Annotated in this window: 10 protein-coding genes; 3 read left to right on the forward strand and 7 right to left on the reverse strand. The window is 50.7% G+C overall.

Annotated elements, in window-relative coordinates:
• Window positions 1-4 precede the first annotated feature (4 nt).
• From oppB to CSE01S_RS01920, 3 genes are all read right to left on the reverse strand, one after another.
• Window positions 5-925: an oligopeptide ABC transporter permease OppB gene (gene oppB / locus CSE01S_RS01910; RefSeq protein WP_042283529.1), complete on the reverse strand. Its 921-nt coding sequence runs from the start codon at window positions 923-925 to the stop codon at window positions 5-7.
• Window positions 926-1,044: 119 nt separating this feature from the next.
• Window positions 1,045-2,673, reverse strand: coding sequence for an oligopeptide ABC transporter substrate-binding protein OppA (oppA, locus tag CSE01S_RS01915; protein ID WP_042283533.1), 1,629 nt, complete (start codon window positions 2,671-2,673; stop codon window positions 1,045-1,047).
• 750 nt (window positions 2,674-3,423) lie between these two features.
• Window positions 3,424-4,071, reverse strand: coding sequence for a YchE family NAAT transporter (locus tag CSE01S_RS01920; protein WP_042283539.1), 648 nt, complete (start codon window positions 4,069-4,071; stop codon window positions 3,424-3,426).
• A gap of 476 nt (window positions 4,072-4,547) precedes the next feature.
• Between CSE01S_RS01920 and adhE the strand changes: the two genes are divergently transcribed.
• Window positions 4,548-7,223: a bifunctional acetaldehyde-CoA/alcohol dehydrogenase gene (gene adhE / locus CSE01S_RS01925; RefSeq protein WP_042283542.1), complete on the forward strand. Its 2,676-nt coding sequence runs from the start codon at window positions 4,548-4,550 to the stop codon at window positions 7,221-7,223.
• Window positions 7,224-7,352: 129 nt separating this feature from the next.
• Here the strand turns inward: adhE and tdk are convergent, their stop codons facing one another.
• Window positions 7,353-7,970, reverse strand: coding sequence for a thymidine kinase (gene tdk, locus CSE01S_RS01930; protein ID WP_042283545.1), 618 nt, complete (start codon window positions 7,968-7,970; stop codon window positions 7,353-7,355).
• A gap of 599 nt (window positions 7,971-8,569) precedes the next feature.
• Between tdk and hns the strand changes: the two genes are divergently transcribed.
• Window positions 8,570-8,983 (forward strand): histone-like nucleoid-structuring protein H-NS, encoded by a 414-nt coding sequence (gene hns / locus CSE01S_RS01940; RefSeq protein WP_012906011.1) that lies wholly within the window; start codon window positions 8,570-8,572, stop codon window positions 8,981-8,983.
• A 136-nt stretch (window positions 8,984-9,119) separates the two neighbouring features.
• Here hns and galU read toward each other — a convergent pair whose 3' ends face one another.
• From galU to rssA, 3 genes are all read right to left on the reverse strand, one after another.
• Entirely contained in the window at window positions 9,120-10,028 is a 909-nt protein-coding gene (gene galU, locus CSE01S_RS01945; RefSeq protein WP_042283556.1) for a UTP--glucose-1-phosphate uridylyltransferase GalU, read from the reverse strand.
• A 201-nt stretch (window positions 10,029-10,229) separates the two neighbouring features.
• On the reverse strand, window positions 10,230-11,243 hold the full coding sequence (rssB, locus tag CSE01S_RS01950; protein WP_042283560.1) for a two-component system response regulator RssB: 1,014 nt from the start codon (window positions 11,241-11,243) through the stop codon (window positions 10,230-10,232).
• 92 nt (window positions 11,244-11,335) lie between these two features.
• Window positions 11,336-12,244: a patatin-like phospholipase RssA gene (gene rssA, locus CSE01S_RS01955; protein WP_042283565.1), complete on the reverse strand. Its 909-nt coding sequence runs from the start codon at window positions 12,242-12,244 to the stop codon at window positions 11,336-11,338.
• Window positions 12,245-12,355: 111 nt separating this feature from the next.
• Here rssA and CSE01S_RS01960 point away from each other — a divergent pair, with 111 nt between their 5' ends.
• Window positions 12,356-12,814: a YchJ family protein gene (locus CSE01S_RS01960; RefSeq protein ID WP_042283568.1), complete on the forward strand. Its 459-nt coding sequence runs from the start codon at window positions 12,356-12,358 to the stop codon at window positions 12,812-12,814.
• Window positions 12,815-12,824: the final 10 nt, after the last annotated feature.

Raw genomic sequence — 12,824 nt, forward strand, 5'->3', positions numbered from 1 at the left:
AGTCTCAGTAACGGATTTTCGGGTCGATCACGGCATACAACACATCGACAATCGCATTGAATACGATGGTTAACGTCCCTACCAGAATCGTCAGGCTTAGCACCAGCGAATAGTCACGGTTCAGCGCGCCATTCACAAAAAGCTGGCCGATGCCAGGCAGGCCATAGATAGTTTCAATGACCATTGAGCCGGTGATGATGCCGACAAAGGCCGGTCCCATGTATGAAAGCACCGGTAACAGCGCCGGTTTCAACGCATGGCGAAAAATGATGCGTCGCATCGGCAGCCCTTTCGCCCGTGCGGTGCGAATGAAGTTGGAGTGCAGAACTTCAATCATCGAACCGCGGGTAATACGGGCGATGCTGGCGATATAGGCCAGCGATAAGGCGACCATTGGCAGGATCATAAATTTCAGCGCCCCGCCATTCCAGCCTCCGCCCGGCAGCCAGTGCAGCGTGATGGCAAATATCATCACCAGAAGCGGCGCGACCACAAAGCTCGGGATGACGACGCCGGTCATTGCCACCCCCATCACCATGTAATCCCAGCGCGTATTTTGCTTAAGCGCCGCGATAACGCCCGCGCTAACGCCGAGGATCACCGCTAACAGGAAAGCCGCCGCGCCCAGTTTCGCCGAAACCGGGAAACTCGACGCCACCAGATCGTTAACGGTGTAATCTTTGTATTTAAATGAAGGACCAAAATCCCCATGCGCCAGTTGTTTCAGATAGCTGAAATATTGGGTCATGATGGGGTCGTTGAGATGATATTTCGCTTCGATATTCGCCAGCACCTCTGCCGGCAATGCGCGCTCGCCGGTGAAAGGACTCCCCGGCGCCAGACGCATCATAAAGAACGAAATGGTAATAAGAATAAATAGCGTCGGAATCGCTTCCAGACAGCGGCGTAAGATAAATTTCAACATTGCCCGTACCTTCTGGCGTGTGCCTTTATACCTCGCCATGCTGAACGTGTGCAGCGAGGTAGTAATAGTCGACGATAAAAGACACAGTGGGGCACGCTATTCTGCCCCACCCTTTGCCATTAATGCTTGATAATATACAAGTCTTTAACGTGAATATTATCCATCGGGTCTTTACCGGTGTAACCCCCTACCCACGGTTTAACCAGGCGAGCGTTGACATAATAGAACACCGGCACTATTGCAGAGTCTTTATCCAACTGCTGCTCGGCTTGAGCATAAAGTTCAGAACGCTGCGCGTCATCTTGTGCATTCAGCGTATCGGCAATGATCTTGTCAAACGCCGGGCTCTTATAATGCGTGGTGTTGTTCGAACTGTCAGACAGCACCATATTCAGGAAAGAGGTCGGCTCGTTGTAATCCGCACACCAGGCGGCGCGGGAAACGTCATAATTCCCCTGATGACGCGTATCCAGGAAGGTTTTCCACTCCTGGTTTTCCAGTTTCACGTTGACGCCTAAATTTTTCTTCCAGATAGACGCGGCGGCAATGGCCAGTTTCTTATGGAGATCGGAGGTGTTGTACAGCAAGTTAAAGGTCAGCGGTTTATCGGCGGTATAACCGGCTTCAGCCAGCAGTTTTTTCGCTTCTTCGTTACGTTTTTCCTGCGTCCAGCCAAACCATTCCGGCTCCACCAGTTTCGCCCCGTCGGTATACGGCGGCGTAAAGCTATAGGCTGGCAAGTCGCCCTGGTTTTTCACTTTGTTGACGATGATATCGCGATCCAGCGCCAGCTTGAGCGCGGTACGCACGCGCACATCCGTAAACGGGGCTTTCTGGTTATTGATTTCGTAATAGTAGGTGCATAAATACGGGTCAACGTGTACTTCGTTCGGGATCTCTTTCTTCAGCTTCTGAAACAGTTCAATCGGCATGTTGTTGTAGGTCATGTCGATTTCACCGCTACGGTAGCGGTTAACATCAGTGACTTCTGAGGAGATCGGCAGGTAGGTGACCTGATTAATAACGGTTTTGGCGTTATCCCAGTATTGGGGGTTACGCTCAAGGACGATACGCTCGTTAACCACCCAGTCCTTCAGTTTGTAAGCGCCGTTACTGACTATATTCGCTGGCTGCGTCCACTTATCACCGAATTTTTCAACCACCGCCTTCGATACCGGAGAAACGGACGAGTGCACCAGCAGCTTATAGAAATAAGGCACCGGCTCGCTCAGCGTCACTTCAAAAGTATGATCGTCGAGGGCTTTAACGCCCAGATCGGTCACCGGTTTTTTACCGGCGACGATATCGTCAATATTCACGATATGTCCGTACTGCAGATAACTGGCATAAGGCGAAGCGGTGTTGGGATCGGCCAGACGCTGCCAGCTATAAACGAAATCCTGAGCGGTCACTGGGGAGCCGTCGGACCATTTTGCATCTTTACGCAGATGGAACGTCCAGACTTTAAAGTCTTTATTGTCCCACTTTTCCGCCACGCCGGGAGAGGGTTTGCCCTCTACGTCGCTTATTATCAGCCCTTCGAACAGGTCGCGGCTGATGTTGGATTCCGGTACCCCTTCGATTTTATGCGGATCGAGAGACTGAACTTCCGAGCCATTATTGCGCACCAGCGTTTGCTTTTCCGCCAGCTGCACGCCTGCGGGAACGACCGCAGCCATTGCCGCATTTCCGGCGAGGAGCGCAGAGAGAACCCCTGCGGCCACTAAACTTTTTTTCGTGTTGGTCATTGTGTTTGTACTCCCTCATTATAATTACTGGTTTTATTACCAGCCTGTTAATCCCGCTAAGGATCCCTGATCAGCCCCGGAGACTTTCTGCTGTCAGGTGCTTTACTGCCTGCTATCACCGACTTTATTTATTCTGGCGATTCGAACGACCGCCTTACGTCGATTCTTTTTGCGCGCCTCCCCTGTCAGAAACGCGCGCCGTATTCGGGCAAAAAGCGTGTTGATATTAATTCTCATCAACGCACATTCTGCTGAGAAATAGAGTGTCGGAAAGTAACAAATGCGTTTCTCGTCCGCCAATACAATTTACAGATTTGTTAAGCAATTCTCTTTTGTAGAAAAAAAACCGCCCCAAAAGAACGTATCAAAACCGCGAATTAACGCATAACTTACTGTTAAATAACATGTAATCTATAATTAACTGATTTTGACATCCTGCGCTTTCACCCATGAACTCAAATGCACAAAAAATTAACAATTGTTTATTATTTAGCACATTCATCTGAGAGGTCATTGAAATAACTAATAACATTTCAATAATCCTTCATCAAGTCCCGGATTGTGATGTGAAAAAATTTACACCTTGTGCACCAGCCTTTTGTAGAGAATCTCTGCTAAATCAATGCAATAAATAAATGGTATCTATACCGCAGACGAACGACTGCAGTACAAGCGCAACGGAAAGTGAAAATAATGACGGGAGAAAAACGGAGCCATTAATGCTCCGCCTATTCTTTCATTTGAAAGGTATTAACTTAACAGACCGGGGAATATCGCCTTAATACCGGTAACGATAAATTCGATGCCCAACGCCATGAGCAGCAGACCCATAATACGCGTAATCACGTTAATTCCGGTTTGCCCGAGGACCCGGACCAGCCACGGCGCCATGCGAAACAATCCCCAGCAGCAAAGCGCGAAGAGCGCAATGGCAATAAAGAAGCCAAACAAATACATCAGGCTATGGTAGCGGGTTCCCCAGACGATAGTGGAACTGATCGCCCCCGGCCCCGCCATTAACGGCAGCGCCAGCGGCACGACGCCCACGCTTTCCCGAATCGCCGTTTCTGATTTTTCCTGTTTGTTCTGTTTATCTTCCCCCAGCTTACCGCTGATCATCGACATGGCGATGGTCACGACAAGAATGCCGCCAGCAATACGGAATGAGTCGATAGAAATGCCAAAGACCTGGAGAATGCCATCGCCAAGGAACAAAGATGTCCACAAAATGATGGCAACGGACAGGTTCGCCGTCAGGTTGGTCTTATTACGTGCCGCCGCCGTCTGGTAGCTGGTCATGCTGATAAAGACGGGGATAATCCCGACTGGGTTCACTAACGCAAATAACCCTATGAAAAATTTAAAATAAACAGGAAAATCAAACAGCGTTTGAGTCACGGTTAGCTCCGCAGCGTTAGCCGTATAAAGTTAATCAAAGAGTAAAGGGTAAAAACCGTGCTGAAGATACGCCTTTTCACAGCACTTTTCACCTGCTTCACGCAAAATTGCTCCCTTTCCTGAGTGTTATTAATATGTATTAATTATGCTAACTTAAAGAGCATTCACCTATACAATTAATCAACACTTAACGTTTAGCGCTAAAATGCCCTGCTGAAAGGTGTCAGCTTTGCGAAATTTTGATCTGGATCACGTAATCGCTACTCAGAAGTGAGTAACCTTGCTTACGCCACCTGGAAGTAACGCGTTAGAGTTAGATGACGCTGACGTATAAGCTCTTTTAGTAAATCAGAGCGAACTGGACGTTAAGTAACCATTTGATTTTTCGGTTGTTATACAAACTTATGCCCTCTGTCTATACTCACGTATCGCGCAGATGATTTACTAAAAAAGTTTAACATTATCAGGAGAGCATTATGGCTGTTACTAATGTCGCTGAACTTAACGCACTCGTCGAGCGCGTCAAAAAAGCCCAGCGTGAATATGCCAGTTTCACTCAAGAACAGGTCGACAAAATCTTCCGCGCCGCCGCTCTGGCAGCCGCAGATGCCCGTATCCCCCTCGCCAAAATGGCCGTAGCCGAATCCGGCATGGGTATCGTTGAAGATAAAGTGATCAAAAACCACTTTGCTTCCGAATACATCTACAATGCCTATAAAGATGAAAAGACCTGTGGTGTGCTGTCTGAAGACGACACTTTCGGGACGATTACCATCGCTGAACCGATCGGTATCATCTGCGGTATCGTACCGACCACTAACCCAACCTCCACAGCTATCTTCAAATCGCTGATCAGCCTGAAGACCCGTAACGCCATCATCTTCTCTCCGCACCCGCGTGCCAAAGACGCCACCAACAAAGCGGCGGATATCGTTCTGCAGGCGGCCATCGCTGCCGGTGCGCCAAAAGATCTGATCGGCTGGATCGACCAGCCTTCGGTTGAGCTGTCCAACGCCCTGATGCACCACCCGGACATCAACCTGATCCTCGCGACCGGCGGTCCGGGTATGGTGAAAGCGGCCTACAGCTCCGGTAAACCGGCCATCGGCGTGGGCGCGGGTAACACGCCTGTTGTTATCGACGAAACCGCCGACATCAAACGTGCCGTTGCGTCCGTGCTGATGTCCAAAACCTTTGATAACGGCGTTATCTGTGCGTCTGAGCAGTCTGTCGTTGTTGTTGATTCTGTTTATGATGCGGTTCGCGAACGCTTCGCCAGCCACGGCGGCTACCTGCTGCAGGGCAAAGAGCTGAAAGCCGTTCAGGACGTTATCCTGAAAAATGGCGCGCTGAACGCCGCTATCGTGGGTCAGCCAGCGTATAAAATCGCTGAACTGGCAGGCTTCTCCGTACCGGCAACCACCAAAATCCTGATTGGCGAAGTCAAAGTGGTTGACGAAAGCGAGCCGTTCGCACACGAAAAACTGTCCCCGACCCTGGCAATGTACCGCGCGAAAGATTTCGAAGATGCGGTGGACAAAGCCGAGAAGCTGGTGGCAATGGGCGGTATCGGTCATACCTCCTGCCTGTACACCGACCAGGACAACCAGCCGGAACGCGTCGCTTACTTCGGTCAGATGATGAAAACCGCCCGTATCCTGATCAACACCCCGGCTTCTCAGGGCGGTATCGGCGACCTGTACAACTTTAAACTCGCACCGTCCCTGACGCTGGGTTGTGGTTCATGGGGTGGTAACTCCATCTCTGAAAACGTTGGTCCAAAACACCTGATCAACAAGAAAACCGTTGCTAAGCGAGCTGAAAACATGTTGTGGCACAAACTTCCGAAATCTATCTACTTCCGCCGTGGCTCCCTGCCGATCGCGCTGGATGAAGTGATTACCGATGGCCACAAACGTGCGCTCATCGTGACCGACCGCTTCCTGTTCAACAACGGCTATGCAGACCAGATCACTTCTGTGCTGAAAGCGGCTGGCGTTGAAACCGAAGTGTTCTTTGAAGTGGAAGCTGACCCAACCCTGAGCGTTGTACGTAAAGGCGCTGAACTGGCCAACTCCTTCAAACCAGACGTGATCATCGCGCTGGGCGGCGGCTCCCCGATGGATGCGGCGAAAATCATGTGGGTGATGTACGAACATCCGGAAACCCACTTCGAAGAACTGGCGCTGCGCTTTATGGATATCCGTAAACGTATCTATAAGTTCCCGAAAATGGGTGTGAAAGCGAAAATGATCGCCGTCACCACCACGTCCGGTACCGGTTCAGAAGTGACGCCGTTTGCGGTGGTAACCGACGACGCGACCGGTCAGAAATATCCGCTGGCAGACTACGCGCTGACGCCGGATATGGCGATTGTCGACGCTAACCTGGTGATGGATATGCCGAAGTCGCTGTGTGCGTTCGGTGGTCTGGATGCGGTGACTCACGCCCTGGAAGCCTACGTTTCCGTGCTGGCGTCTGAGTTCTCTGACGGTCAGGCGCTGCAGGCGCTGAAACTGCTGAAAGAAAACCTGCCGGCGTCTTACAACGAAGGTTCGAAAAACCCGGTTGCCCGTGAACGCGTACACAGCGCCGCGACCATTGCCGGTATCGCGTTTGCTAACGCCTTCCTCGGCGTGTGCCACTCCATGGCGCACAAACTGGGCTCCCAGTTCCACATTCCACACGGTCTGGCGAACGCCCTGTTGATCAGCAACGTTATCCGTTATAACGCCAACGACAACCCGACCAAGCAGACGGCATTCAGCCAGTACGACCGTCCGCAGGCGCGTCGTCGTTATGCTGAAATCGCTGACCATCTGGGTCTGAGCGCACCGGGCGACCGTACAGCGGCGAAGATCGAGAAACTGTTGGCCTGGCTGGAAAGCCTGAAAGCTGAACTGGGTATTCCGAAGTCTATCCGCGAAGCCGGCGTTCAGGAAGCAGACTTCCTGGCTCACGTTGACAAGCTGTCTGAAGATGCCTTCGACGACCAGTGCACCGGCGCTAACCCGCGCTACCCGCTGATCTCCGAGCTGAAACAGATTCTGCTGGATACCTACTACGGTCGTGAGTTCAGCGAAGGCGTAACCGCAAAAGCTGAAGCCGTTGTGGCTCCAAAAGCTGACAAAAAAGCGAAGAAATCCGCCTAATTGCGGTTCTGCGAAAGCATACTAAAAGCGGCCTCTGATGAGGCCGCTTTTTTATGGCTGATCCACGACTGCACACGCTATGCTCACAAGAATGCCGTCAGGGCTCCTCAGTCGCCCTCTGCGGGCAGCTTAACGGTGGCAGTGACGTTCCTGTATCGCCGTCAGAGAGCCTTCTTCCAGCGCCTCTTTATAATGTTTACGGCAAACGGAGACATAGCGCTCATTGCCGCCAATCACCACCTGCTCCCCTTCATTATACGGTCTGCCCGCCTGGTCAAGGCGTAATACCCTACTCGCCTTACGACCACAGAAGCAGATCGTTTTTAATTCAACCAGCTTATCTGACCATGCAAGCAGATACTGACTGCCCGTAAACAGTTCACCGCGAAAATCGGTGCGCAAGCCGTAACACAGCACCGGAATGTCGAGTTGGTCAACAACTTCCGATAATTCATAAACCTGCTGGCGAGTTAAAAACTGACATTCATCAACCAGCACACAGTGTATCGGCTCGCGCGTATTATCAGCGGCAATCTCTGCATACAAAGATGACTGTTGATTAAACAATTTGGCAGGAGATGACAACCCTATACGCGAACTGACTTTTCCTGCGCCAAAGCGGTCGTCTATTTCCGCGGTATATACGACGGTGCGCATCCCACGTTCCTGATAATTGTAGGAAGATTGCAGTAAGGCAGTCGACTTACCTGCATTCATTGCTGAATAGTAGAAATATAGCTGCGCCATCGGCCACAGACCCTCACCAGAGTGAATAAAGACGGGGCCGAGTGTACCATAATTTCCCGTTGTTCAGCGTCGGATAGCACGTTAACGGGTGGCGGAATGCACGCTTCCGCCTTCCGCGCGTTCACGTTGCGACGGCGACCGTAAGGAAAATACGAATTAACAATTGAACAAACATCAGGCGACAAATCCCATTGTTGCGATATTGCAGACGCGATATACATCAATAGCGCTTATCAACGCCAGCTAAATGGAAACCCTGTACTTATTGTTACTGTTCTACATAACTCTTGCAAAGTAATAGCGTATAGCCCCGTGGGAAACTAATACAAAAGGTTGAAATCTCTGAATTGCGTAACTATTTCGCCACATAAAATGTGAGCTGAATCCGTCCGCCGTCGGGTAAAAAAAGGAGTAACCGCTCTGCCAATAAGCTCTTTTTTGTGCGTTCCTTCAAGAAAATTTTAAGTTCGGATATTAATTGGGGGCAAAAAATAAAGCGCAATTTTGAATTCCTTACATTCCTGGCTATTGCACATCTGAATTTAACGCTCTATTATTAGCTCAACAAACCACCCCAATATAAGTTTGAGATTACTAAAATGAGCGAAGCACTTAAAATTCTGAACAACATCCGTACTCTTCGTGCGCAGGCAAGAGAATGCACCCTGGAAACGCTGGAAGAAATGCTGGAAAAATTAGAAGTTGTTGTTAACGAGCGTCGTGAAGAAGAAAGCGCGGCAGCGGCTGAAGTTGAAGAACGCACTCGTAAACTGCAGCAATACCGCGAAATGCTGATTGCTGATGGCATTGACCCGAATGAACTGCTGAATAGCATGGCTGCGGTTAAATCCGGCACTAAAGCTAAACGTGCAGCACGTCCGGCTAAATATAGCTACGTTGACGAAAACGGCGAAACCAAAACCTGGACCGGCCAGGGCCGTACTCCGGCAGTGATCAAAAAAGCAATGGAAGAGCAAGGTAAACAGCTGGAAGACTTCCTGATCAAGGAATAATCGGTATTTACTTGCCTGAAATCCCGCGTCTCGCGGGATTTTTTTTGCCTGTAATTTCCCAAAATCCCCAGACGCGGAGCATAAAAAACGGCGCTGGAGTGCCGCGCCGCTTAATCACGTTAATTATAACGTCCGGTTACCGCTTAATACCCACTTCGTCTTCAAGCCAGGCCTTAAATTCGCTACCCAGAGAATTATGGCGGATACCATATTCCACAAACGCCTGCATGTAGCCTAATTTATTGCCACAGTCATGGCTCTTGCCTTTCATATGGTAAGCTTCAACGGTTTCTTTTTCGATCAGCATGTCGATTGCATCGGTCAGCTGAATCTCGTCACCGGCTCCCGGAGGCGTTTTCGCCAGCAGTGGCCAGATATCTGCGCTCAGGACATAACGGCCCACAATCGCCAGATTAGACGGCGCGACGTCCGCTTTCGGCTTCTCTACCACGCCAACCATCGGAACGCTCTCGCCCGGGGTTAATTCAACGCCTTTGCAGTCTACGACACCATAAGCGGTTACGTCATCGACCGGTTCCACCATAATCTGGCTATTACCGGTTTCGTCAAAACGGCGAATCATTTCGGCCAGGTTATCCTGAGAAAGATCGGATTCGTACTCATCCAGAATAACGTCCGGCAGAATAACCGCGACAGGCTCGTTGCCCACGACGGGATGCGCGCACAATACGGCATGACCTAACCCTTTTGCCAACCCCTGACGTACCTGCATAATCGTGACGTGCGGTGGGCAAATAGACTGTACCTCTTCGAGCAGCTGACGCTTAACACGTTTTTCCAGCATCGCTTCCAGTTCAAAACTGGTATCAAAATGGTTTTCGATCGAATTTTTCGAAGAGTGAGTCACCAGCACAATTTCAGTGATGCCCGCAGCAATACATTCGTTAACGACATACTGAATTAATGGCTTATCAACCAGCGGCAACATCTCTTTCGGGATCGCTTTTGTCGCCGGTAACATCCTGGTTCCTAATCCCGCTACCGGGATAACGGCTTTTTTGACTTTCGAGTTAATGGCAGCCATTTAAATTCTCCTGGACTGTTCATGTATTGAACGTGTTCATCAATCTGTACCGCATCGAGTATATCAGCACTGACAGAAGCCTCAGGTCCGAAAAGGATGCGCATGCGTATAATTAAGACAAATACGTATAAAACTGGCGCCGATAGTAACACCGGCAGAGAAAGGCAGGGTAAAGCAATTTGCTTGCGCCTGCCCGATTGTTCATTCCGCAGACAACATAAGACGCAACCTGCCGCCTGCTCCCCAAATTTGACATTGCCACGACTCGCAGCGCTGGCTAATTTGGTTGAGATAAGTATTTCCTAACGTCCCAAGCGGAACGCCATTACTGATTTGTACATTATGTGAGCCGGTATTTAATGTTGCATTCAACCCGGCAGAAACCAGTATCAGATTTTTAATCCCGCTATGGTAATACCCCACCAGCAGCGGAAATTGACCGGGTAAATTGGCCTGGCGGAGCAGATGGTTCACCTGTTTTAGCACTGCGCCCAATTCAGGCAGGCGTTGATTCTGATGCCCGAGCTGCTCCTGCAACAGACCATTAAATAAGGCCCGCAGGAGTAATGCCGCCAGTACGCCATTATCCCCTGCGCGTGTTACGTCCAGACAATAAAAAGCCAAATCGTTGTCCGACAGCGGCGCGATATCCAGAACCAGCCCCGGTTTATCCGCTGAGACTAACTGCCGGTAATTCACCCGGCAGCGAGAAATAACCTGCTGCACCGGCGGCTGCAGCTCCTGCAGTAATTTTCTGGCGGCAGTCGGATCGCCAACCATCGCATCCCAGTCGCGGAACAGCCTTTCTTCTTCTTCCACCCGAGAATTGAACATATTGGGATAAAGACAGGCGAAGACGGTTTCGCGAAGACGATTGAGATCCTTTACCGGCTTTAGCAATACGTCATCGACCCCCAACCGTAGCGCCTTAGCAATATCGGCCATATTTTCCGTCGCGGAGATAACCAGTATCGGCGTCTGGTCCCCACGGTTACGTAATTGCTCGACAAGTTTGAGTCCGTTCATTCTCGGCATCGCAAGATCGCATATCATGAGATCGGGCGTGAATTCATCAAAACGCTCCAGTGCCTCAACCCCATCACTCGCCAGTGCCGTTGTCGCTCCCAATGAGGAAAACCACGAATCCAGAAGCGAGCGAAATACCGGCTCATCCTCAACGATAAGAATCTGTTTCCCGACCAATGGCTGCGTCATGTTCTCTCCCCTGACTGGCTTTGATCAATAGTGGCATGGTATTGCCACACCTGCCTGTCAGAATTTGCTTAAGTGTAGATAAAAAAGATGCGTCAAACTTCAGCACGCACCAGAGGTAATAGTTCGTCCATCTTTTTTTCCACCGCAAGCCGCCCTGCTTCAATGGCGGCATGGGCACGATGAAAATCCAGTGTGGATATTTGTGGACAGAACGGTTGTATTAATATGTCAGGCGGATCGCCCGCCATGCGGTTACGCTTAAGACGATTTTCCAGAATCTGGATAGACGTCGTCATGATTTCCATCGCGGTTGGCGCGGACACTACTCGTCGTGCCGTCATACTGCCCAAACGTTCTTTTAAGCGCGCACGCCAGGACAGGCCTTCAACGTCAGTCTCAGCGCCGTCGCCGTTGACATTGGGTGAGAGGAGATCTTGTTGCATCAGGTGCGCATCGTGCTGCAGATCAACGGCAATCACGATATCGGCGCCCATGGCGCGGGTCAGTGAAACAGGAACGGGATTCACCACACCGCCGTCCACCAGCCAGTACCCCTTGTGTGCGACAGGAGACATCAGACCAGGAATACTGCAGGAGGCCCGTACCGCAAGATGCAGATCGCCTTCGGTAAACCACAGTTCGCGACCGGTACTGAGGTTAGTGGCGACTGTGGCGAAACGCCGCGAGCACTGTTCGATAGTCTCCACCGGCATGATATTACGATAGTGATTGAACACGCGCTCGCCGCGCAGCAGTCCTCCCCGTCGCCACGAGAGATCCATCAGGCGAAGGACATCCCAGTAGCTGAACGAGCAAACCCACTTTTCCAGCGCAGGTAATTTATCACTGGCATACGCCGCGCCGACTAACGAACCGATGGAACAGCCGGCGACGATGTCAATATCAATGCCCATGTGCCTGAGCGCTTTGATGACACCAATATGTGACCAGCCCCGCGCCGCACCAGACCCCAGCGCCAGACCTATTTTCATCTTTCTCATGTGACCTACAAACTTCCCCTGGCTTTCGAGCGTAGCAACATCTCCATCGCTCAGTTAACATAGCGCCACCTGGACTTTTTATCCGCTGTTTTTTTATCAGGGAGACTATTCGTGTCACAGCTTTGTCCCTGCGGTAGCGCTGTCGAGTATAGCCTATGTTGCCACCAATATGTGTCTGGCAAGCAAGTTGCGCCCGATCCGTCACATCTCATGCGTTCTCGCTACTGCGCTTTTGTGATGAAAGACGCAGATTATTTAATCAAAACCTGGCATCCGGACTGCAATGCCGCGGCGTTCCGCGATGAGATAAGCGCCGGGTTCGCCAGTACCGAATGGCTCGGCTTAACCGTGTTTGAACAGAGCGGCGCCGAAAGCGATGAACTCGGCTACGTCAGCTTTGTCGCCCGTTTTCGTGAAAACGGCAAAGCGGGCGTCATCCTTGAACGTTCTCGTTTTTTAAAAGAAAACGGTCGGTGGTACTATATAGACGGCACACGCCCACAAATTGGACGAAATGACGCCTGCCCCTGCGGATCAGGTAAAAAATTCAAAAAATGCTGCGGTCAGTAACGCCCGACAG

Source organism: Citrobacter sedlakii NBRC 105722 (assembly GCF_000759835.1).
GTDB classification, from domain to species: Bacteria; Pseudomonadota; Gammaproteobacteria; order Enterobacterales; family Enterobacteriaceae; genus Citrobacter_A; species Citrobacter_A sedlakii.